Source organism: Endozoicomonas sp. ALD068, from assembly GCF_049310145.1.
Lineage (GTDB): Bacteria > Pseudomonadota > Gammaproteobacteria > Pseudomonadales > Endozoicomonadaceae > Endozoicomonas_A.
In genome coordinates this window covers 5,492,453-5,516,279 of record NZ_JBLYNU010000004.1, presented here as the reverse complement: position 1 = coordinate 5,516,279, position 23,827 = coordinate 5,492,453, and the positions used below count along the sequence as shown (strand labels likewise).

The following is a 23,827-nucleotide window of genomic DNA, read 5'->3' as shown; positions in this document are numbered from 1 at the left end:
ACTGACCTCAATATTGTGAACTTTCATCCTGAAACCGAGTCCAACCTGCTGAATCCATTTTGAATGTCTTTTTAATACAAAAAGGATAAATACTCACTTTGGCGTTTTGAAGGAGCCAGGCATGAGCCCTGTTAACAGCAATTCGGGCATTGACTCGCCAACACCTGTACAACCTCAACTTGAGGAAGCATCAACGGTTGTCAGTGCAGGCAGGGAAGTTAGTGTATACCACCAAAATCAATCGCCATTGCTCTGTTTACCCTATGAAACAAAGTCAATGATTATTCGCTATTTGGGTTTTCGCGAGATTACCCGTTTAGCCAAGGTATGCAGGCATCTTCGCGATCTTGTTGAAAACGATAAAGCTCTGGAAAGAGCCTGGTTTCGCCGGTTTCCTCTACGACACCAATATCAACTAAAGGCCATGATAACGAGAAAAGATGAGCAACAACTTCGTGACTGGCTGGCGCCGTTTGCGGATGAGGAAACTATCGAGTCACTTTTAAAACAACGAGAAAGTACTTACTTTCCTGCTCAACTCCTTTTCACCAACAGTAAACTGATGTCTCAATGTAAAAAATTCAGGCTGGTAGAAAAAGCCAAAATTCCCCATGCTAACTTTATCACCACAGCCACCTTCAGCGCCGACAGCCGCCGTGTAGTGACCGCCAGTTGGGATCATAAGTTGAAAATCTATGGCCAGGAGAATGGTGGAACCTGGGAAGAAAAAAACACTATTACCCACAGCGGTGCAGTCAGGTCGGCCAGCTTTAGCTCTGATGGCTTTCATGTGTTAGCCACCAGTTCCGGTTATGATAAGACAGTCACTATCTACAGTCAGGCGGACAATGGATACTGGGAAGCAAAAGCCACCATTCCCAATGTTCATAATATCGGATCAGTCACCTTCACTGCTGATGGCCGCCGTTTGATGACTGTCGGTCCAGATCACACGGTGAAATTCTTTGGTCAGAGGGACAATGGATCATGGGAATTAAAGGATACTATTTACCATACCAGTTCAGTCAGTTCGGCCAGGCTCAGTGTCGATGAGAGTCTTCTGGCGATCCGCGATATAAATTCCGTTGTTACAATCTATGGCAAGGGGGCCGCTGGATCATGGGTGGAAAAAGCCACCATTCAACGCACCCAGTACGCAATTCTCGATATCAGCGCCAATAACTGCCACCTGTTAACCAGAGCAGGTTTCAGGGTAAATATTTTTAACCTGCAGGCCGACGGATCATGGAAAGAAGCAGACACGATTTCTCATAATTTTATAGTTAACACAGCCACCTTCAGCGCCGATAGCTGCCATGTGGTCACTGCCAGTAAGGATCATCAGGCGAAAATCTACAGCAAGAGGGCTGATTCATCATGGCAAGAAAAAGCCTGTATTACCCACAATGACGAGCTCACCTCAGCCACCTTCAGTGCCGATTGCCTCCATGTGGTGACCACCAGTAGAGATAACACGGCAAAAATCTATGGCCTGCAGGCCAATGGATCATGGCGAGAAGAAGCCAACATTAGCCATAAGAACAGGGTACCCCCAGCCACCTTCAGTGCCGATGGTCGTCTTGTGGTTACCCCCAGTTGGGATGGTACGGCGAAAGTTTTTGGTCTGCAGACCGATGGGTTATGGCTGGAAAAAGCCACCGTCCGACACGAGAAAGGAGTCATGTCAGCCATCTTCAGTCCCGATGACCGACATATGGTGACCATCAGTTTTGATTGCAGTGTGAAAATCACTGGACTGTGGAAGGACGATGATGATCGAATGAGCGTAACCCAACGCCTGCCTGAGGTTGGTTGTCTCTTCGTTTGATCCATGACCTTGAACAATTTCCCCGGATCAGGGTTCTGCTTTTTCCTGGTTTCACTGACCTCAATATTGTGAACTTTCATTCTATAGCCGAGTCCAACCTGTTGAATCCATTTTGAATGCCTTTTTCATACAAAAGGATAAATACTAACTTTGGAGTTTTGAAGGAGCCAGGCATGAGCCCTGTTAACAGCAATTCGGGCATTGACTCGCCAACACCTGTACAACCTCAACTTGAGGAAGCATCAACGGTTGTCAGTGCAGGCAGGGAGGTCAGTGTATACGTAAAAAATCAGTCGCCATTGCTCTGTTTACCCTATGACACAAAGTCGATGATTATTCGCTATTTGGGTTTTCGCGAGATTACCCGTTTAGCCAAGGTATGCAGGCATCTTCGCGATCTTGTTGAAAACGATAAAGCTCTGGAAAGAGCCTGGTTTCGCCGGTTTCCTTCACCACACCAATATCAACTAAAGGCCATGATAACGAGAAAAGATGAGCAACAACTCCGTGACTGGCTGGCGCCGTTTGCGGATGAGGACACTGTCGAGTTACTTTTAAAACAACGAGAAAGTACTTACTTTCCTGCTCAGCTCCTTTTCACCAACAGTAAACTGATGTCTCAATGTAAAACATTCAGCCTGGTGGAAAAAGCCGAAATTAACCATTCTAACCGTATCAGCACAGCCACCTTCAGCGCCGACAGCCGCCATGTGGTGACCGCCAGTTGGGATCATAAGTTGAAAATCTATGGCCAGGAGAATGGTGGAACCTGGGAAGAAAAAAACACTATTACCCATAGTGGTGCAGTCAAGTCGGCCAGCTTTAGCTCTGATGGCCTTCATGTGTTAGCCACCGGTTATGATAAGACAGTCACTATCTACAGTCAGGCGGACAATGGATCCTGGGAAGCAAAAGCCACCATTCCTGATGTTAATAATGTCAAATCAGTCACCTTCATTGCTGATGGCTGCCGTTTGATGACTGTCGGTCCAGATCACACGGTAAAATTCTTTGGTCAGGGGGACAATGGATCATGGGAATTAGAGGATACTATTTACCATACCAGTCCGGTCAATTCGGCCAGGTTCAGTGTCGATGAGAGTCTTCTGGCGATCCACGATATATATGCCGTTATTACAATCTACGGCAAGGGGGCCGATGGATCATGGGTGGGAAAAGCCGCCATTCAAGACCTCCAGATCGCAATTGCCGATATCAGCGGCGATAACTGCCATGTGGTGACCAGCAGTTGGGATGGCAGTGCAAAAATCTATAGCCAGAAGGCCTCTGCATCATGGCAGGAAACAGCCTGTATATCCCACTTTAGATGGCTCACCTCAGCCAACTTTAGTGCCGATTGCCTCCATGTGGTGATCACCAGTGACGATAATACGGCAAAAATCAGTGGTCTCCAGGCTGACGGATCATGGCAGGAAGAAGCCAGTATTCCCCATAAGGGCAGAGTCGTCTCAGTCACCTTCAGTGCCGATGGTCGTTTTGTGGTGACCGCCAGTGAGGATGGTACGGCGAAGGTTTTTGGTCTGCAGACCGATGGCGCATGGCTGGAAAAAGCTACCATCCGACACAAGAATGGAGTCCTCTCAGCCGACTTCAGTCCCGATGACCGATATGTGGTGACCATCAGTGATAATTACATTGCGAGAATCACTGAGCTGTGGAAGGACGATGATGATCGAATGAGTGTAACCCGACGCCCGCCTCAGGTTGGTTGTCTCCTCTTTTGATCCATGTCCTTGAAAAATTTTCCCGGATCAGGGCTCTGCTTTTTCCTGGTTTCACTGACCCCAATATTGTGAACTTTCATACTAAAACCAGGTCCAACCTGTTGAATCCATTTTGAATGTCTTTTTAATACCAAAAGGATAAATACTCACTTTGGCGTTTTGAAGGAGCCAGGCATGAGCCCTGTTAACAGCAATTCGGGCATTGACTCGCCAACACCTGTACAGCCTCAACTTGAGGAAGCATCAACGGTTGTCAGTGCAGGCAGGGAGGTCAGTGTATACATCCAAAATCAATCGCCATTGCTCTGTTTACCCTATGAAACAAAGTCAATGATTATTCGCTATCTGGGTTTTCGCGAGATTACCCGTTTAGCCAAGGTATGCAGGCATCTTCGCGATCTTGTTGAAAACGATAAAGCTCTGGAAAGAGCCTGGTTTCGCCGATTTCCTTCACAACACCAATATCAACTAAAGGCCATGATAACGAGAAAAGATGAGCAACAACTTCGTGACTGGCTGGCGCCGTTTGCGGATGAGGACACTGTCGAGTCACTTTTAAAACAACGAGAAAGTACTTACTTTCCTGCTCAACTCCTTTTCACCAACAGTAAACTGATGTCTCAATGTAAAGCATTCAGCCTGGTGGAAAAAACCGAAATTAACCATTCTAACCGTATCAGCACAGCCACCTTCAGCGCCGACAGCCGCCATGTGTTGACCGCCAGTGTGGATCATAAGTTGAAAATCTATGGCCAGGAGAATGGTGGAACCTGGGAAGAAAAAAACGCTATTACCCATAACGATGCAGTCATGTCGGCCAGCTTTAGCTCTGATGGCCGTCATGTGTTAGCCGTGATAGCCTACGGTTACCGTCATACATTCAATATCTACGGTCAGGCAGACAATGGATCCTGGGAAGCAAAAGCCTCCATTCCTCATGTTCTCAATGTCAATTCAGTCACCTTCAATGCTGATGGCCGCCGTTTGCTGACTGTCGGTCCAGATCACACGGTGAAATTCTTTGGTCAGGGGGACATCGGATCGTGGGAATTAGAAGAGACTGTTTATCATTCCAGTCTGGTCCATTCGGTCAGGTTCAGTGTCGATGAGAGTCTTCTGGCGATCCTCGATATAAATTACGTTGTTACAATCTATGGCAAGGGGGCCGATGGATCATGGGTAGAAAAAGCCACCCTTCAAGGCATCGCAGAAATCGCCAATTTCAGCGCCGATAGCTGCCACCTGTTAGCCTACAGTTTAGGTCGCACGGCAAATATCTATGACCTGCAGGCCGATGGATCATGGAAAAAAGCAGCCTCAATTTGTCATGATGATTTGCTCATCACAGCCACCTTCAGCTCCGATAGCTGCCATGTGGTGACCGCCAGTTGGGACGGCAAGGCAAAAATCTATAGCCAGAAGGCCTCCGCATCATGGCAGGAAAAAGCCTGTATCTCCCACACTAATAGAGTCGTCTCAGCCACCTTCAGTGCCGATTGCCTCCATGTGGTGACCACCAGTGACGATAATACGGCAAAAATCAGTGGTCTCCAGGCCGACGGATCATGGCAGGAAGAAGCCAGCATTCCCCATAGGCACAGAGTCTTCTCAGCCACCTTCAGTGCCGATGGTCGTCTTGTGGTCACCGCCAGTGTGGATGGTACGGCGAAAGTTTTTGGTCTGCAGAACGACGGCGCATGGCTGGAAAAAGCCACCATCCGACACGAGAAAGGATTCATCTCAGCCGACTTCAGTCCCGATAACCGACATGTGGTGACCGTCAGTAATGATTACAGTGCGAGAATCACTGAACTATGGAAGGGAGACGATGATCGAATGAGCACAACCCAGCAACTGCCTGAGGCTAGTTGTCTCCTCTTTTGATCCATGACCTTGAAAAATTTTCCCGGATCAGAGCTCTGCTTTTTCCTGATTTCACTGACCCCAATATTTTGAACTTTCATCCTGAAACCGAGTCGAATCCATTTTGAATGTCTTTTTCATATAAAGATAAATACCAACTCTGGAGCTTAGAAGGAGACAGGCATGAACCCTGTTAACAGCAATTCGGGCATTGACTTACCCTCGCCAACACATGGACAACCTCAACTTGAGAAAGCATCAACGGCTGTCAGTGAAGGCAGAGAGGTTAGTGTATACAAGCAAAATCAATCGCCATTGCTCTGTTTACCCTACGAAACAAAATCGATGATTATTCGCTATTTGGGTTTTCGCGAGGTTACCCGTTTAAAACTGGTATGCAAATTTCTTTGCATACTTGTTGAAGAGGATAAAGTTCTGGAAAGAGCGTGGATTCGCAAGTTTCCTTCGCCCTACCATTATCAACCAAAGACCATCGTCAGGACAAAAGATGAGCAACAACTCCGTCATTGGTTGGAGGCGTTTGCGGATATGGGCACTGTCGAGTCACTCTTAAAACAACAAAAGAGTATTTATTTTTCTGCTCAGTTACTTTTCATCAACAGTAAACTGATGTCTCAATGTAAAAAATTCAAGTTAGTGGAAAAAATCGAAATGACCCATGATAAAAAAGTCAGAGCGGTCAATTTCAGCCCCGATGATCGCCATCTGGCATCCGTCAGTGAAGATAAAACAGTGAAAATCTGCAGCCAGAAGACCGATGGATCATGGGAACCAAAAGCCACCTTTTTCCATAATCACAGGGCTGTTTTAGCCAACTTCAGCCCCGACGGCCGCTATCTGGTAACTGCCAGTCACGATAATACAGCAAGAATCTATGTTCAGCAGGACGATGAATCATGGGCACCAAAAGCCACCTTTACCCACGATAATTGGGTTGCATCAGCCACCTTCAGCCCAGATGGCCGCCATCTGCTAACCGCCAGTCATGATCACACAGCGAAAATCTACGGTCAGGGGGACGATGGATCATGGGAGGTAAAAACCATCATTTTCCATGATCATATGATTCTTTCAGCCACCTTCAGCGCTGATAGTCAGCATATGATGAGCGTCGGCTTTGATCACACGGTGAGGATCCGTAGTCAGGGGGACGATGGATTATGGGAAGTAGAGGACACTATTCATGAAAGTTATGTCTATCTAGCCAGGCTCAGTCCCGATGACCGTCATCTGGCGATCATCTGTGTTGATTACGCTCTAAAAATTTATGGTCGGGGGGACGATGGATCATGGGTAAAAAAAGCCCCCCTTCAACACAGGAGCACAATCACATCTGCCAACTTCAGCGCCGATAGCTGTCATCTGGTAACCGTCAGTTTAGATGACACGGCAAAAATCTTTGACCTGCAAACCGATGGATCGTGGAAAGAAATAGCCACGATTCCTCATGATTGTAACGTTCGCTCAGCCGAATTCAGCGCCAATAGCCTCCATGTGGTGACTGCCAGTGATGATAAGACCGCAAAAATATACACCCGGAAGGCCCCTGGATTATGGGAAGAAACAGCCTGCATTACCCATAAGAAGGTGGTCAACTCAGCCAAATTCAGCGCCGATTGCCTTCATGTGGTGACCACCAGTGATGATAACACAGCGAAAGTCCTTGGCCTGCAGGCCGATGGATCATGGTTGGAAAAAGCCATCATCAGGCACAAGAAAGCAGTCACCTCAGCCAAATTCAGTACCGATGGCCGAAACCTGGTGACGGTCAGTAAAGATATCAGCGTAAGAATCACCGAACTACGCAAGAAGGATTGATGATCGAATAAGCGTATTTTTGCTTAGAACAGATTAAAAAACAGTGTCAGGTGTCTTTGTGCCAGTCTCTGCTATGCTGTTCCTCTTTGACATTTTATCAAGGAGTAACCCATGAGTGCGAAACCCAAACCTCAGTCGACAGAGATTGATCATATTCGTAACACTCTGGCTGACGTAGTTGACGGCCTTGGTCAAACCCGTGGTGAGATGCACCAGAGATTTGACCAGCAAGATAAGCGCCTTGACCAGCAGAGCAAAGAAATCAGCGAACGGTTTGACCAGCAGAGCAAAGAAATCAGCAAACGGTTTGACCAGCAAGATAAGCGCCTTGACCAGCAAGATAAGCGCCTTGACCAGCAGAGCAAAGAAATCAGCAAACGGTTTGACCAGCAAGATAAGCGCCTTGACCAGCAAGATAAGCGCCTTGACCAGCAGAGCAAAGAAATCAGCGAACGGTTTGACCAGCAAGATAAGCGCCTTGAGCAGCAAGATAAGCGCCTCGACCAGCAAGGTTCTGATATTGCTGCTATCAAAGAAATGCTCCAAGCCTTACTCTCCCGCCAATAACCACGCCACCTAACAACTCACTTGACGGGGAAAGCTACGCTGCCCTCAGTTCTGGGTTATATCGAGAGCACAATGGCAATTTTTGCACTTGGCTCTCAATGAAAAAATTTCTTTCCATTCTTTACCCGAATCAGGGCTCTTCTTTCTCTTAATTATTTTGAACTTCCATTATAAAACCGAGTCTAAGAGATCGATTTAATTTCGAACGCGCTTTCCAAAACGGAAATAAATAAGTACCTGGCCAGTTGGTTTCGCATATTCTGGCGAGTGGATTTTCTCATCCTTCAAGGCGCAACGACGGGCGCGTAGCCTTAGCTACGCAACCAGAGTTGGAACGCAGAAGGATGGAAAAAGCCGCCGTCCAGAATATGCGAAACCAACTGGTTAGGTACTTACTGCATTTTTGGGGCTTTGGAGGAACCCGCCCGATATGAACCCTTTGAACAACAATTCCAGCGATGACGGTACAGTCTCGCCAACACCCAAGCGACCTCGACTGGAAGCAGTGCCAACGGGTGTCACTGCAGGCAGGGACGTTACTCTGTATACCCAAAATCAATCTTCATTCCTCCGTTTGCCCGACGAACCAAAATCTGTGATTATTCGCTATCTGAGCCTTCGCGAGATTGCCCGTTTGGCGAGGACATGCAAATATCTTGGCGATTTTGTTGAAAACTCTAAAGCCCTGGAAAGAGCATGGTATCGTCGATTTCCTTCACAACACAGAGATCAACTGAAGACCATCTTTAAGGCAAAAACGAATCAAGAACTCCGCGATTGGTTGAGACCGTTTGCGAATAATGAAACTATCGAGTCACTTGTAGAACGACGAGATAATGCTTATTTCCCTGCTCTGTTCCTATTCACCAATAGTAAATTGATGTCTCTATGTGAAAAATTCAACCTGGAGACAAAAACCGAAATCATCCATTCCAGCTGGATCCACAAAGCCACTTTAAGCCCCGATAGCCGCCACCTGGTGACCGCCTGTTTGGATAATATATTGAAAATCTCCAGCCGTGAGAACGATGGATCATGGAAAGTTAAAGCCAACATTTCCCATAACGTCACATCAGCCACCTTCAGTCCCGATAGCCGCCATCTGCTAACCGCCAGTCGCGTTAATGCGGTCATCTATGGTATGGAGGAAGATGGATCATGGAAACTAAAATTCACAATTTCCCATGAAGATGGGGTCTGCTCAGCCACCTTCTGTGCAGATGGCCATCATGTGTTGACCTCCGGTTTGGATAAAAAGTTGAAAATCTATAGACTGGAGAACGATGGATCATGGCAAGCAAAGACCACTATTAACCATAATACTCAAGCCGGTCTGGCCAGCTTCAGCATCGATGGCCGTCATTTGATGATCTACTCTACATACTCTGTGACAATCTACGGTAAGCAGGCCAATGACTCCTGGAACGAAAAAGGCACCATTAACCATAATGGTTGGGTGATGACGGCCCAATTCAGCGCCGATGGCGGCTATGTGGTAACTGCCAGCAGGGATGGCAAGGCAAAAATATATGGCCTGCAGGACGATGGGTCATGGAAAAAAACAGACGAGATTCAGCATGATGGCAGTGTCTATTCAGCCAAGTTCAGCACCGATGGCACTCAGGTGGTGACCGCCAGTGAAGATAAAACGACGAAAATCTATGGTCTGCTGGCCGGATCATGGGTAAATAAAGCCATCATTCCTCACGAGAGCCCGGTCCACTCAGCCATCTTCAGCGCCGATAGTCGCCATTTGTTGACCACCATTACTAACAACACGGCAAAAATCTATCGTCTGGAGACCGATGGATCATGGGTAGAAAAAGCCACCATTTCTCACAAAGACAGGATCTATTCAGCCACCTTCAGTACCGATGGTTGTCTTGTAGTGACCGCCAGTAAGGACGCAACGGCGCAAATTTATGGTCTTGGGGCCGATGGATCATGGCTTCAAAAAGCTATTATTTCCCACAGGGGTGTTATCGGTCTCGGCTCAGCCGCCTTCGGTGTCGATGGCCGACATGTGGTGACCTTCAGTGATTACTCGGCAAGAATCACTGAACTACAGAAGGACGTTTGATGATCGAATGTTCGTCGTCGGCTAGCAGCAATCACTTAATCGTTCAACATCTCATCTGGAACTCGGCAACGCCTGTAACCTCTTAATCGCCTAAAGCATTGTCACTGTAGCTGTCATTTATGTCAGGGATTTATTTTTATTATTAATCCAAGTTAAAAGAGTGATGTTTCTGAAAAGGTTTGGATACATTTTTTGTTATGCCCTGCTAAGAAAAATACAAATATTGAGGAGCCAAGAAAAAACATGAATGTTACAGAGCTTAATTCAGAACTTTTTAGTAAAGACCTGACAAGGTTTTTAAATGAGCCTGAATCAAAAGGTAGCCCAAGCTTTAAGAACAGAACCATCAAAATTGTGGTTGCTACCCGGCAGTACATGAGCGATACCATTTTAGAGAGGGGGTATGGTGATATTGCATCCGGGGTAAGGGAGTTGGGATATGTCAGGAAACTCTTTCCTGAAGCAACTTGCTCATTTGTCTTTGAACACCATGCCGCTGACATTGATGAGCTGAATCGATTAAGATCCATTGCCACCTTTGACGACGTTAAAACCTTCATTCTGGATGGTCGCCGTCGACAAATATACCGGCCACCTGAACAGCAGCAGTTAGACAAAGTGCATCAGGAAGAGGAAGTCCGTCAATTGCTGCATGAGGCCGATTTTATCTTGCATGGCCCGAGTGGTTTGATAGCGCCCTTGGCAAACAGCCATGGTGAATTTGCCAGCAAAACTGTGGGTGTTAGTGAATATGAACTCAAAAGCGGAGAATATAGTAAAAAAGGCCGTCATGGAATAGAAGAGATTGATATGGGTTTTAGCTGTCAGCGTTTATACCTGATGGAAAATACATACCCTGACACTGTATTCAAGGACGATTTACTGCGTAAGTATTGCGCTAATCCACTGAGCAAAAGCAGTGATGGGAATGACCAGAGCGTATTTTATTTTGTCTATGGTCATGCTAAATATTTTCTTGCTCAGGCGCTGAGAATTCTGGTGCTGATGGAAGCAAACAACGACAGAGATGTGGTGTTAGTCAGCTCTCAGCAGCTTAATCCGGGCCACGTCAGCGAGTATTTCTCTGAACAGCAGCCGGACTTTTTTCCCTATAAGTCTGTTAAGGTATTCAAAATCAACAGTGATGATAAAAAAGATGTGATCATGACTTTCCAAAATCCCGATGGTGAGCAGGAAAAAAATATACACATTATTACCCCTGGTCGAATAGTAAATAGTGACTTTGATCTTTTACAACAAGGTTCTGTAATCAATTGGAGTTCCGGTGATATCAGTCTCTCCGATGTTCTTGCCAAAGGAAAAATCCCAATCGCTGAGCCCTATAAAAAAGAGGATCTATTTTGGGGAATGTTGAATGCAGTGAAAAAGTTTTGTGCAATTCCGGGAAATGAGCAATATGGTTCTTTGATGGGCCCTTGGAGAACGGCTTGTGCGAGCTTAGCTTATAACCCCAGGAAAAGTTCTCTCACGAAAAGCCTGGCCAGCAGAGTCTCGTTGCAACAACTGCTTGGCTCGCAATGGCAAGCGTTCGAACGTGACTTCACGGATTGGTTAAAAAAGAACAATCAAACCGAATCATTTATCCGGGAAAAAGCAGAAGCGATTATCCGGAAAACCCTCTTTGCTGAAAACGATGACAATTCCAGCAATGACAGTTCACTCTCGCCAACAACTCAGCAACCTCAGCTGGAGAAAGCACCTGCGGGTTTCAGTGCAGGCAGGGAGTGACTGTCTATGAGAAAAGTAAATATTCAATTGCTGGTCGCCGAGAGTTTACACTCAAAAATAAATAAGGATATCCATTCGATCCCGATCAATAGATGCTCTGTAAATCAGTTTGTTTTCCTCTAATAAAGCAACAGCTTTCAAGAATAATGCATGACCTTGTTCAACAGCCTTTTTAATATCCATATGTGTATTTAAATACTGCTGCTTAATATGTGTCAGGTAATCAAGGTCATAACTATCCACGTAGCTGATACGGGCAGCATAGCCTTTAACATTCTGTTTTTTCTTAACTCGCATTTTGTCTTTCGCTGTGTTGTAAATAACCTCTGCCAGATTAGGAACCACTGGATCATAGTCGTATCTCAATGTCAGTTTGAACCCCCCGGGTTCCTGATAGAGTGTATCCGGGTGCACGGAAGCTGACATCGGATTAATGCCTTTGGCTAACAGATAATCATGATATCCTTCATACATTTTGTACCTTCTGATTGACTGCTGATAAGCGAAATCACGCAACCAACTGATATTATCACCTGTCAGAAAGCAGCTTCGATGATAGGAAGCGATGTCCAGAATATCGTCCAAAGCCCAGGGAAAAGCTTGTACGACATCGCGAACAATCTCTAATGCAGTGCGGTGGTCGGGTACAGTGTCAGAGTAATGATCAAGGTCAATCATACCGACCTTGTATTGAGTATTGCCATTGTTATCCACTGCTTGAAAGGGAGGAATATTATCGTAACGAATACGCTCTCCTGTCAGCGTTCCACCAATGGTAAAGTCAGGAATTCCCCTCAGGCAGGCCAGCGTCGTCAGATCTTTAATAGCATCACGATAACCTTTGCGATTCAGGCTGTACTCCATATAGTGTGCAAACCAATCTGTTGGTATATTGACCCGCTCTGTAAGCAACATCGCCAGACCACCTATGATCACTGGGAGCATTTTTGGAACAAACAGGTGTTCCAGGCCAAAAGCCTCAAAAAATGTCCGGGCAGAGAGCACTCGACCTGAATTTCTCTGGTCGGTTTTCAGAATATAACCAGGGTACTGATCAATGGAGTAAATGAGGTCGTATCCGCCAACCTTGCGCCTGTCTTTTTGATAGTTCACAGGTTCTGTCCTTGAGTTCAATTCCGCAAGCACAGCGTCAATACTTGGTTCAGAACTGGCAATAGCGCTTGAAACAAAGCAGAACAGCGAGCCGACCAGATATTTTCTTATACCGGATGGTTTCCATGTCTTTTTCAATTTTTCACCTTCGAAAGCTGGATAATTCAGAAAGGATAATTCAGGACAAAGATAGTTCAGGACACGCAGACTAGGAGGCTGACCGAGAATAGCGCCCGTAGCGAGGACGGCAGAAAATTGAGGATGAAAATTCGGTTTTGTGAGGAGAATAGCGAGCTATTTGACGAACAAAAGCGGATTTTCAGACCAATTTGCTGCCGCCGCAGTAGGGCAGTCTATTCTCGGTCAGCCTCCTAGACATGGCAGAAAATAAAATATTCCCGGGAAAGTGCGGCATTTTTAATGTACGGAATTGCACCCAAGTCATGAATACGGGCATTCAGGTAAAAAATATAAATAGACGATTTGAAACCCTGAGGGTATGCAAATATTTTCACGATCTTAATGAAAAAATACCTTTCTATCATTTTCACGAATCTGGAATCTGTTTTTTCGTCAGTTTCGCTGGCCTTAATGTTATGAACCTCCGTTATAAAACCGACTCAAAAATAAATCAGCATATCCATTCGATTCCGATCAACAGATGCTCTGTAAATCAGTTTGTTTTCTTCTAATAAAGCAACTGCTTTCAACAATAATTCATTACCTTGTTCAATACCCTTATTGTAATCCATATAGGCATCTATATACTGCTGTTGAATATATCTCAGGTATTCAAGGGCACAACTGTTCACGTAGCTGATACGGGCAGCATAGCCTTTAACATTCTGTTTTTTCTTAACTCGCATTTTCTCTTTCGCTGTATTGTAAACAGCCTCTGCCAGATTAAAAACCTCTGGATCATAGTCGTGCCTCAATGTCAGTTTGAACGCCCCGGGTTCCTGATAGAGTGTATCCAGGTGCACGGAAGCTGACATCGGATTAATGCCTTTGGCTAACAGATAATCATGATATTCTTCATACATTGTGTACCTTCTGATTGACTGCTGATAAGCGAAATCACGCAACCAACGGATCTCATCACCTGTCAGTAAGCAGCTTTGATGATAGGAAGCGATTTCCAGAATATCGTCCAAAGCCCAGGGAAAAGCTTCCGCAACTTCGCGAACAGTCTCTAATGCAGGGGGGCGGCGGACGGGTACAGTGTCATCGTAATAATCAAGGTCAATCATAGCGACCTTGTATTGAGTATTGCCATTGTTATCCACTGTTTGAAAAGGAGGAATATTATCGTAACGAATACGCTCTCCTGTCAGCATTCCATTAATGGTAAAGTCAGGAATACCCCTCATGCAGGCCAGCGCCGTCAGATCCTTAATAGCATCACTATAACCTTTGCGGTTCAGACTGTACTCCATATAGTTTGCAAAACTATCTGTTGGTATGTTGACCCGCTCTGTAAGCAGCATCGGCTGACCACCTACGATCATTGGGAGCATTTGTGGAACAAACAGGTGTTTCAAGCCAAAAGCCTCAAAAAATGACCTGGCAGAGAGCACTCGACCTAAATTTCCCCGGTCGATTTTCAGAATATAACCAGGGTACTGATCAATGGAGTAAATGGGGCCGCGCCCGCCAGCCAGACGCCTGACTTTTTGATAGTTCACAGGTTCTGTCCTTGAATTCAATTCCGCAAGCACAGCGTCAATACTCGGTTCAGAACTGGCAATAGCGCTTGAAACAAAGCAGAACAGCGAACCCACCAGATATTTTCTTATACCGGATGGTTTCCATGTCTTTTTCAATTTTTCACCTTCGAAAGCTGGATAATTCAGGACACGTAATTTAGACATGGCAGAAAATAAAATGTTCCCGGGAAAGTGTGGCATTTTTAATGTACGGAATTGCACCCAAGTCATGAATACGGGCATTCAGGTAAAAAATATAAACAGACCATTTGAAAGCCTAAGGGTATGCAAATATTTTCACGATCTTAATAAAAAAATACCTTTCTATCATTTTCACGAATCAGGACTCTGTTTTTTTTGTCAGTTTCGCTGGCCTTAATGTTATGAACCTCCATTATAAAACCGACTCCAACTCCATCAGAATTGAACAAATTTTGATTACCCTTTCTGAGCAAGGATTAAAACTGACTCAGGCGCTTTGGAGGAGCCCGATATGAACCCTTTAAACATCAATTCCGGCAATGACAGTTCAACACCTGAGCAACCACAGCGGGAGGAAGCACCTGCAGGTTTCAGTATCGGCAGGGAAGTGATTGTCTATGAGAAAAGTAAATCTCCATTCTTTGATCTGCCCGATTTAGAAAAGTCCCTGATTTTTCGCTATTTGGGTCTTCGCGAGATTACCCGTTTAAAAAGAGTATGCAAATATTTTCACGATCTTGTTGAAAATAATAGAACGCTGGAAAGAGCATGGATTCGCCAGTTTCCTTCACCCTTTCAATCTCAACTAAAGACCATCGTCAGGACAAAAGATGAGCAACAACTTCGTAATTGGGTGCAGGCGTTTGCGGATATGAGCACGGTCGAGTCACTCATGGAACAACAAAAGAATATTTATTTTCCTGCTCAGTTATTTTTCATCAACAGTAAACTGATGTCTCAATGTAAAACGTTCAAATTAGTGGAAAAAATCGAAATTATCCATGATAAAAAAGTCCAGACAGTCAACTTCAGCCACGATGAACGCCATCTGGCAACCGCCAGTGACGATAAAACAGCGAAAATCTACCACCAGAAAACCGATGGATCATGGGAACCAAAAGCCGTCATTTCCCATAAGGGTGTTGTCGCCTCAACCAAATTCAGCCCCGATGACCGCCATATGGTAACCGTCAGTTACGATAAAACAGCGAAAATCTATCGTCTGGGAGACGATGGATCCTGGCAACAAAAAACCACCGTTGGCCATTATGGCTGGAGCTATTCAGTCAACTTCAGTCCCGATGGCCAACATCTGGTAACCGCCAGTGACGATAACACAGCGACAATCTATGGCCTGGACGAAGATGAACAATGGGGAGTAAAAAACACTATTTCCCATAAAGGAATGATCACTTCAGCCACCTTCAGCGCTGATGGGTGCAATCTGGTGACCGTCAGTGTGGATAGCGTGAAAGTCAGTAGTCAGTTGGACGATGGCTCATGGGCAGTAGAGGGCGCTATTCATGAAAGATATATCGCTTCGGCCAGGCTCAGCTCCGATGGCCGTCATCTGGTGATCTCCGGTTTAGCTGCAGGTGTAAAAATCTATGGTCAGGGGGCCGCTGGATCATGGGTAAAAAAAGCCACTTTTAGTCACAGGAGCCTGATCAACTCTACCAGCTTCAGCGCCGACAGCTGCCATCTGGTAACCGCCAGTAGTGATCGCACGGCGAAAATCTGTCACCTGCAGGACGATGGATCATGGCAAGAAATAACCAGGATTCATCATGATAGTGAGGTCTTCGCAGCCAACTTCAGCGCCGATTGCCGCCATGTGGTGACCGCCAGTAAAGATAACACGGCGAAAATCTATAGCCTGCAGGACGATGGGTCATGGAAAGAGCAAGCCTGCATTTCCCACAAGGGGGCGGTCAACTCAGCTAACTTCAGTGCCGATTGCCTCCATGTGGTGACTGCCAGTGATGACAACATGGTGAAAATCAGTGGCCTGCAACTCGATGGATCATGGCGGGAAAAAGCCACCATTCAACACAACAATAAAGTCACCTCAGCCAGTTTCAGCACCGATAGCCGAAATCTGGTGACCGTCACTAAAGATAACAAGGTGAGAATCACTGAACTGCGAAAGAAGGATTGATGATCGAATCATTCCACTGACCTCACTCTTTTGAACTTCCATTATAAAACCGGGTCAAACAGATCGAATCAATTTTAAATGCCCTTTCCAGGCAGAGATAAATAGCGACTCTGGAGCTTAAGAGAAATCAGGCATGGACCCAATAAACAGCAATGCCAGCATTGACAATTCACTCTCGCCAACACCTGGGCAACCTCAGCAGGAGGAAGTACCCAGAGGTTTCAGTGCCGGTAAGGAAGTGACTGTCTACGAGAAAAGTCAAAGTTCATTCCTGAATTTGCCCGAATTAACACAGCGTATAATTATTCGCTATCTGGGCTTTCGCGAGATTACCCGTTTAAAAAAGGTATGCAAATATCTTCGCGATCTTGTTGAAAATGATAAATCTCAGGAAAGAGCCTGGTATCGCCAGTTTCCTTCACCCTACCAATATCAGCCAAAGACCATTATCAAGACAAAAGATGAGCAACAACTCTGTAATTGGTTGAAGCCGTTTGCGGATAGGGACACTGTCGAGTCACTCTTAAAACAACAAAAAAGTATTTACTTTCCTGCTCAGTTACTTTTTATCAACAGTAAGCTGATGTCTCAATGCGAAAAATTCGAGTTAGTGGAAAAACTCGAAATTATCCATTATGGAGAAGTCAGAATGCTCAATTTCAGCCCCGATGATCGCCATCTGGCAACCGCCAGTAACGATAGAACAGCGAAAATTTATGCTCAGCAAGACAATGGATCATGGGAACCAGTAGCCACCATTTTCCATAGGGACAAGGTCCTTGCAGCCAAATTCAGTCCCGATGGCCGCCATCTGGTAACCATGAGTTACAACAACATAGCGGTAATCTCTTGCCTGGCCGACGATGGATCATGGGAAGAAAAAACCATCATTCCCCATTTTGGCTTTGGCAATGCAATCAACTTCAGTCCCGATGGCCAACATCTGATAACTATGAGTGATTGTGACACAGCAAAAATCTATGGTCTGAACGGAGACGGACAATGGGAAATAAAAAACACCATTTCCCATGATTGGATGATCTTTTCAGCCACCTTCAGCGCTGATGGATACAATCTGGTGACCTTCGATGGGGCTAGTGTGAAAATCTCCAGTCAGATGGATGATGGCTCATGGGTAGTAAAAGACAGTGTTTATGACGGAAAAATCACTTCGGCCAAGCTCAGCTCCGATGGCCATCATCTGGTGATCTCCGATGTAGATGAAGTTGTGAAAATCTATGGTAAGGGGTCCGCTGGATCATGGGTAAAAAAAGGCACTCTCCGGCACAAGAGACTAGTCAACTTTGCCGACTTCAGCACCGACAGCTGCCATCTGGTAACCGTCGGTTTAGATCGCACGGTAAAAATCTGTCACCTGCAGGACGATGGATCATGGAAAGAAATAACCAGGATTTGTCATGACGATCGGGTCTTCTCAGCCAACTTCAGCGCCGATTGCCGCCATGTTGTGACCGCCAGTAAAGATAACACGGCCAAAATCTACAGCCTGCAGGACGATGGATCATGGAAAGAACGAGCCTGTATTACCCACAGGGGGGCGGTCAACTCAGCCAACTTCAGCGCCGATGACCTCCATGTGGTCACCGCCAGTGAAGATAACACGGCCAAAATCATTGGCCTGCAGGCCGGTGGATTCTGGCTGGAAAAAGTCATTGTTCAACATGATTGTGCAGTCACCTCAGCCATCTTCAGCGCCGATAGCCGACATGTGGTGACCGTCACTGAAGATTGCATCGCGAGAATCACTGAACTGCGGAAGAAGGATTGATGATCGAATCATTCCACTGACCTCACTCTTTTGAACTTCCATTATAAAGCCGGGTCAAACAGATCGAATCAATTTTAAATGCCCTTTCCAGGCAGAGATAAATAGCGACTCTGGAGCTTAAGAGAAATCAGGCATGGACCCAATAAACAGCAATGCCAGCATTGACAATTCACTCTCGCCAAAACCTGAGCAACCTCAGCTAGAGGAAGCAGCATCAGGTTTCAGTGCAGGTAAGGAAGTGACTGTCTACGAGAAAAGTCAAAGTTCATTCCTGAATTTACCCGAATTAACACAGCGTATAATTATTCGCTATCTGGGCTTTCGCGAGATTACCCATTTAAAAAAGGTATGCAAATATCTTCGCGATCTTGTTGAAAATGATAAAGCTCAGGAAAGAGCCTGGTATCGCCAGTTTCCTTCACCCTACCAATATCAGCCAAAGACCATCGTAAGGACAAAAGATGAGCAACAACTCCGTAATTGGTTGAAGCCGTTTGTGGACAGGGACACTGTCGAGTCACTCCTGAAACAACAAAAAAGTATTTACTTTCCTGCTCAGTTACTTTTCATCAACAGTAAACTGATGTCTCAATGTAAAAAATTCAAGTTAGTGGATAAAGCCGAAATCCTCCACAGAGACAGAGTCAAAACGGCCACCTTCAGCCTCGATGGTCGCCATCTGATAACTGCCAGTTTTGATAAAACAGTGAAAATCTATGTTCAGAAGGACGATGGATCATGGCAACCGAAAGTCGCCATTTCCCATGATCATAGTGTCCTCTTCGCCAACGTCAGCCGCGATGGCCGTCATCTGGTGACCGCCAATGTCGATAGAACAGCAAGAATCTATGGTCTGGAGGACGATGGATCATCGAAAATAAAAGCCACCATTACCCATGCTCGCCGAGTCAATTCAGCCATCTTCAGCCTCGATGGCCGACACCTGGTCACCACCAGTAACGATAGAACAGCGAAAATCTATGGTCTGGAGGAGGATGGATCATGGGAAATAAAAACCACCATTACCCATACTTGCTGGGTCCTTCCAGCCAACTTCACTGCTGATTGCCGCCATCTGGTGACCGTCAGTAGGGATCATAAGGTGAAAATCCTTAGTCAGGGGGACGATGGATCATGGAAAGTAGAGGACACTATTCGTGAAAGTTCTATCATTTTGGCCAGGCTCAGCCCCGATGGCCGTCATCTGGTGATCTTCGTTAAAGATTTTGTTCTAAAAATCTATGGTCAGGGGGCTGCTGGACCATGGGTAGAAAAAAGCACCCTTCGATACGAGAGCTTTGCCTCTATCAAATTCAGTGCCGATAGCCGCCACCTGGCAACCGCCGGTTGGGACGGCAAAGTGAAAATCTGTAACCTGCAGGACGATGGATCATGGCAAGAAATAGCCACAATGGTTCATGACGATCCCGTCTATTTAGCCACTTTCAGCGCCGATGGCCGCCATCTGGTCACCGCAAGCGATGATAACACGGCGAAAATCTGTAACCTGCAGGCTGATGGATCATGGAAAGAAATGACCACAATTGTTCACGATGATTCTGTCCACTCAGCCACATTCAGCCCCGATAGTCTCCATGTGGTGACTGCCAGTGAAGATAACACGGCCAAAATCATTGGCCTGCAGGCCGGTGGATTCTGGCTGGAAAAAGTCATTGTTCAACATGATTGTGCAGTCACCTCAGCCATCTTCAGCGCCGATAGCCGACATGTGGTGACCGTCAGTGACGATCACAAGGTGAGAATCACCGAACTATGGAAGAACGATTGATCACCGAATCATTCCACTGACCCCACTCTTTTGAACTTCCATTATAAAACCGGGTCAAACAGATCAAATTAATTTCGAATGTCCTTTCCAGGCAGGGATAAGTAGTGACTCTGGAGCTTAAGAGAACTCAGGCATGGACCCAATAAACAGCAATGCCAGCACTGACAATTCACTCTCGCCAAAACCTGAGCAACCTCAGCTAGAGGAAGCAGCCTCAGGTTTCAGTGCAGGTAAAGAAGTGGCTGTCTACGAGAAAAGTCAAAGTTCATTCCTGAATTTACCCGAATTAACACAGCGTATAATTATCCGCTATCTGGGCTTTCGCGAGATTACCCGTTTAAAAAAGGTATGCAAATATCTTCGCGATCTTGTTGAAAACGATAAAGCTCAGGAAAGAGCCTGGTATCGCCAGATTCCTTCACCCTACCAATTTCAACTAAAGGCCATCCTCAGGGCAAAAGACGAGCAGCAACTCCGTAATTGGTTGGAACCGTTTGCGGACAGGGGCACTGTCGAGTCACTCATAAAACAACAAAAAAGTATTTACTTTCCTGCTCAGTTACTTTTCATCAACAGTAAACTGATGTCTCAATGTAAAAAATTCAAGTTAGTGGATAAAGCCGAAATCCCCCATAGAGACAGAGTCAAAACGGCCACCTTCAGCCCCGATGACCGCCATCTGATAACTGCCAGTTTCGATAAAACAGTGAAAATCTATGTTCAGGAGGACGATGGATCATGGCAACCAAAAGTCGCCATTTCCCATGATCACAGTGTCCTCTTCGCCAACGTCAGCCGCGATGGCCGCCATCTGGTGACCGCCAATGTCGATAGAACAGCAAGAATCTATGGTCTGGAGGACGATGGATCATCGAAAATAAAAGCCACCATTACCCATGCTCGCCGAGTCAATTCAGCCGCCTTCAGCGCCGACGGCCGTCATCTGGTAACCAACAGTAACGATAGAACAGCGAAAATCTATGGTCTGGAGGAGGATGGATCATGGGAAATAAAAACCACCGTTACCCATACTTGCTGGGTCCTTCCAGCCAACTTCACTGCTGATGGCCGCCATCTGGTGACCGTTAGTATGGATCATAAAGCGAAAATCCTTAGTCAGGGGGAAGATGGATCATGGGAAGTAGAGGACACTATTCGTGAAAGTTCTATCATTTTGGCCAAGCTCAGCCCCGATGGCCTTCATCTGGTAATCTTCGTTAAACATTTTGTTCTAAAAATCTATGGTCAGGGGGCTAACGGATCATGGGTAGAAAAAAACACCCTTCAATACGAGGGCTTTGCCTCAGTCAAATTCAGTGCCGATAGCCGCCACCTGGCAACCGTCGGCCGGGACGGAAAAGTGAAAATCTGTAACCTGCAGGACGATGGATCATGGCAAGAAATAGCCACAATGGTTCATGACGATCTCGTTTGTTTAGCCACCTTCAGCGCCGATGGCCGTCATCTGGTCACCGCCAGCGATGATAACACGGCGAAAATCTGTAACCTGCAGGCTGATGGATCATGGAAAGAAATGACCACAATTGTTCATGACGATTCTGTCCACTCAGCCAACTTCAGCCCCGATAGCCTCCATGTGGTGACCGCCAGTGCTGATAACACGGCGAAAATCAGTGGCCTGCAAGCGGGTGGATCATGGCGGGTAAAAGCCATCATTCAACATGATAATCCAGTCACCTCAGCCATATTCAGCGCCGATAGCCGACATGTGGTGACCGTCAGTGGCGATTACAAGGTGAGAATCACTGAACTGTGGAAGAACGATTGATGACCGAATCATTCCACTGACCACACTCTTTTGAACTTCCATTACAAAACCGGGTCTAACAGATCAAATCAATTTCGAATGTCCTTTCCAGGCAGGGATAAGTACTGACTTTGAAGCTTAGGAGAAATCAGGCATGGACCCAATAGACAGCAATGCCAGCGTTGACAATTCACTCTTGCCAACACTTGGGCAACCTCAGCCGGAGGAAGCAGCAACAGGTTTCAGTGCCGGTAAGGAAGTGACTGTCTACGAGAAAAGTCAAAGTTCATTCCTGAATATGCCCGAATTAACACAGCGTATAATTATTCGCTATCTGGGCTTTCGCGAGATTACCCGTTTAAAACAGGTGTGCAAACAGCTTCGCGATCTTGTTGAAAACGATAAAACTCAGGAAAGAGCCTGGTATCGCCAGATTCCTTCACCCTGGCAATTTCAACTAAAGGCGATCCTCAGGGCAAAGGATGAACGACAACTCCGTAATTGGTTGCAAACGTTTGCGGACAGGGGCACTATCGAGTCACTCATAAAACAACAAAAGAGTCTTTATTTTCCTGCTCAGTTAGTTTTCATCAACAGTAAACTGATGTCTCAATGTGAGAGATTCAAGTTAGTGGAAAAAGCCGAAATCTCCCATAGATCCCAGGTCATGATGTCCACCTTCAGCCCCGATGGCCGCCATCTGGTGACTGCCAGTTTCGATAAAACAGTGAAAATCTACGTTCAAAAAGACGATGGATCATGGCAACCCAAAGTCGCCATTTCCCATGATCACAGCTTCCTCTTGGCCAGGGTCAGCCCCGATGGCCGCCATCTGGTGACCGTCAATGTCGATAAAACTTTAACAATCTATGGTCTGGAGGACGATGGAACATCGAATGTAAAAGCCACCTTTACCAATACTCGCCAGATCAATACAGCCACCTTCAGTGCCGATGGCCGTCATCTGGTCACCGCCAGTAAGGACAAAACAGCGAAAATCTACGGTCTGGAGGAGGATGGATCATGGGCAATAAAAGCCACCTTTCCCCATACTCACTATGTCCTTTCAGCCACCTTCAGTGCTGATGGCCGTCATCTGGTGGCCATCGGCTGGGATAATAAGATAAAAATCCTTAGTCAGGTTAACGATGGATCATGGGAACTAGAGGACACTATTCATGCAGGTCGTCCAAGTCATGCAATATCTATCATTACGGCCAAGCTCAGCCCCGATGGCCGTCATCTGATGATCTTATATGAACAATTTGTTCTAAAAATCTATGGTCAGGGGGCTGCTGGATCATGGGTAGAAAAACTCAGCCTCAAACACGGATGTAGCATCACTTGTTGCATTTTCAGTGCCGATAGCTGTCACCTGGCAACCGCCAGTTTTGATCGCACAGTGAAAATCTGTAACCTGCAGGACGATGGATCATGGCAAGAAATAACCACATTGGTTCATGACGATTCTGTCCGCTCAGCCAGATTCAGCGCCGATAGCCACCGTCTGATCACCGCCAGCAATGATAATACGGCGAAAATCTGTAACCTGCAGGCCGATGGATCATGGAAAGAAACAGCCACAATTGTTCATGACGACTCTGTCCGCTCAGCCACATTCAGCAACGATGGTCTCCATGTTGTGACCACCAGCTGTGATAAAACGGCAAAAATCAGTGGCCTGCAACGGGGTGGATCATGGCGGGTAAAAGCCATCATTCAACATAATAATACAGTCACCTCAGCCATATTCAGCGCCGATAGCCGACATGTGGTGACCGTCAGTGGCGATTACAAGGTGAGAATCACTGAACTGTGGAAGAACGATTGATGACCGAATCATTCCACTGA

At 46.1% G+C, this 23,827-nt stretch carries 14 protein-coding genes; 11 read left to right on the top strand and 3 right to left on the bottom strand.

The window, feature by feature from the left end:
• The first annotated feature begins 121 nt into the window (after positions 1–121).
• The 4 genes from ACO6V5_RS20405 (at position 122) to ACO6V5_RS20390 (ending at position 7,275) form a co-directional block, all read left to right on the top strand.
• On the top strand, positions 122–1,828 hold the full coding sequence (locus ACO6V5_RS20405) for an F-box/WD repeat-containing protein (RefSeq protein WP_422135942.1): 1,707 nt from the start codon (positions 122–124) through the stop codon (positions 1,826–1,828).
• Between the two features lie 173 nt (positions 1,829–2,001).
• A complete protein-coding gene (locus tag ACO6V5_RS20400) occupies positions 2,002–3,573 on the top strand; it encodes an F-box/WD repeat-containing protein (protein ID WP_422409869.1) in 1,572 nt (523 codons plus the stop codon).
• A gap of 174 nt (positions 3,574–3,747) precedes the next feature.
• A complete protein-coding gene (locus ACO6V5_RS20395; protein ID WP_422409871.1) occupies positions 3,748–5,457 on the top strand; it encodes an F-box/WD repeat-containing protein in 1,710 nt (569 codons plus the stop codon).
• Positions 5,458–5,619: 162 nt separating this feature from the next.
• The gene (locus tag ACO6V5_RS20390; RefSeq protein WP_422139319.1) at positions 5,620–7,275 is read left to right on the top strand and encodes an F-box/WD repeat-containing protein; all 1,656 of its coding nucleotides are present in this window, start codon (positions 5,620–5,622) and stop codon (positions 7,273–7,275) included.
• A 33-nt stretch (positions 7,276–7,308) separates the two neighbouring features.
• Here ACO6V5_RS20390 and ACO6V5_RS20385 read toward each other — a convergent pair whose 3' ends face one another.
• Positions 7,309–7,821 carry a hypothetical protein gene (locus ACO6V5_RS20385; RefSeq protein ID WP_422492147.1) on the bottom strand — a complete coding sequence of 171 codons (513 nt, stop codon included), beginning with the start codon at positions 7,819–7,821 and terminating at the stop codon, positions 7,309–7,311.
• Between the two features lie 451 nt (positions 7,822–8,272).
• Between ACO6V5_RS20385 and ACO6V5_RS20380 the strand changes: the two genes are divergently transcribed.
• On the top strand, positions 8,273–9,922 hold the full coding sequence (locus ACO6V5_RS20380) for an F-box/WD repeat-containing protein (protein ID WP_422135947.1): 1,650 nt from the start codon (positions 8,273–8,275) through the stop codon (positions 9,920–9,922).
• Positions 9,923–10,165: 243 nt separating this feature from the next.
• Entirely contained in the window at positions 10,166–11,671 is a 1,506-nt protein-coding gene (locus ACO6V5_RS20375) for a hypothetical protein (RefSeq protein WP_422139321.1), read from the top strand.
• Between the two features lie 51 nt (positions 11,672–11,722).
• On the opposite strand, the gene ACO6V5_RS20370 is transcribed toward ACO6V5_RS20375, so the two are convergent.
• The gene (locus tag ACO6V5_RS20370) at positions 11,723–12,922 is read right to left on the bottom strand and encodes a hypothetical protein (protein WP_422135949.1); all 1,200 of its coding nucleotides are present in this window, start codon (positions 12,920–12,922) and stop codon (positions 11,723–11,725) included.
• Positions 12,923–13,404: 482 nt separating this feature from the next.
• Entirely contained in the window at positions 13,405–14,607 is a 1,203-nt protein-coding gene (locus ACO6V5_RS20365; RefSeq protein WP_422135950.1) for a hypothetical protein, read from the bottom strand.
• Between the two features lie 376 nt (positions 14,608–14,983).
• On the opposite strand from ACO6V5_RS20365, the gene ACO6V5_RS20360 reads away from it, so the two are divergent.
• From ACO6V5_RS20360 to ACO6V5_RS20340, 5 genes are all read left to right on the top strand, one after another.
• Positions 14,984–16,630 (top strand): F-box/WD repeat-containing protein, encoded by a 1,647-nt coding sequence (locus ACO6V5_RS20360; protein ID WP_422409877.1) that lies wholly within the window; start codon positions 14,984–14,986, stop codon positions 16,628–16,630.
• Positions 16,631–16,763: 133 nt separating this feature from the next.
• Entirely contained in the window at positions 16,764–18,419 is a 1,656-nt protein-coding gene (locus ACO6V5_RS20355) for an F-box/WD repeat-containing protein (RefSeq protein ID WP_422409880.1), read from the top strand.
• A 133-nt stretch (positions 18,420–18,552) separates the two neighbouring features.
• The gene (locus ACO6V5_RS20350) at positions 18,553–20,208 is read left to right on the top strand and encodes an F-box/WD repeat-containing protein (protein WP_422409882.1); all 1,656 of its coding nucleotides are present in this window, start codon (positions 18,553–18,555) and stop codon (positions 20,206–20,208) included.
• A gap of 133 nt (positions 20,209–20,341) precedes the next feature.
• Positions 20,342–21,997: an F-box/WD repeat-containing protein gene (locus ACO6V5_RS20345; protein WP_422409884.1), complete on the top strand. Its 1,656-nt coding sequence runs from the start codon at positions 20,342–20,344 to the stop codon at positions 21,995–21,997.
• Positions 21,998–22,130: 133 nt separating this feature from the next.
• Entirely contained in the window at positions 22,131–23,807 is a 1,677-nt protein-coding gene (locus tag ACO6V5_RS20340; RefSeq protein WP_422409886.1) for an F-box/WD repeat-containing protein, read from the top strand.
• The last annotated feature ends 20 nt before the right edge of the window (positions 23,808–23,827 follow it).

What these genes read in the sequence shown, in the direction of transcription:
- ACO6V5_RS20405 (WP_422135942.1), top strand. Translation starts at nt 122, where the DNA reads ATGAGCCCTGTTAACAGCAATTCGGGCATTGACTCGCCAACACCTGTA.
- ACO6V5_RS20400 (WP_422409869.1), top strand. Translation starts at nt 2,002, where the DNA reads ATGAGCCCTGTTAACAGCAATTCGGGCATTGACTCGCCAACACCTGTA.
- ACO6V5_RS20395 (WP_422409871.1), top strand. Translation starts at nt 3,748, where the DNA reads ATGAGCCCTGTTAACAGCAATTCGGGCATTGACTCGCCAACACCTGTA.
- ACO6V5_RS20390 (WP_422139319.1), top strand. Translation starts at nt 5,620, where the DNA reads ATGAACCCTGTTAACAGCAATTCGGGCATTGACTTACCCTCGCCAACA.
- ACO6V5_RS20380 (WP_422135947.1), top strand. Translation starts at nt 8,273, where the DNA reads ATGAACCCTTTGAACAACAATTCCAGCGATGACGGTACAGTCTCGCCA.
- ACO6V5_RS20375 (WP_422139321.1), top strand. Translation starts at nt 10,166, where the DNA reads ATGAATGTTACAGAGCTTAATTCAGAACTTTTTAGTAAAGACCTGACA.
- ACO6V5_RS20360 (WP_422409877.1), top strand. Translation starts at nt 14,984, where the DNA reads ATGAACCCTTTAAACATCAATTCCGGCAATGACAGTTCAACACCTGAG.
- ACO6V5_RS20355 (WP_422409880.1), top strand. Translation starts at nt 16,764, where the DNA reads ATGGACCCAATAAACAGCAATGCCAGCATTGACAATTCACTCTCGCCA.
- ACO6V5_RS20350 (WP_422409882.1), top strand. Translation starts at nt 18,553, where the DNA reads ATGGACCCAATAAACAGCAATGCCAGCATTGACAATTCACTCTCGCCA.
- ACO6V5_RS20345 (WP_422409884.1), top strand. Translation starts at nt 20,342, where the DNA reads ATGGACCCAATAAACAGCAATGCCAGCACTGACAATTCACTCTCGCCA.
- ACO6V5_RS20340 (WP_422409886.1), top strand. Translation starts at nt 22,131, where the DNA reads ATGGACCCAATAGACAGCAATGCCAGCGTTGACAATTCACTCTTGCCA.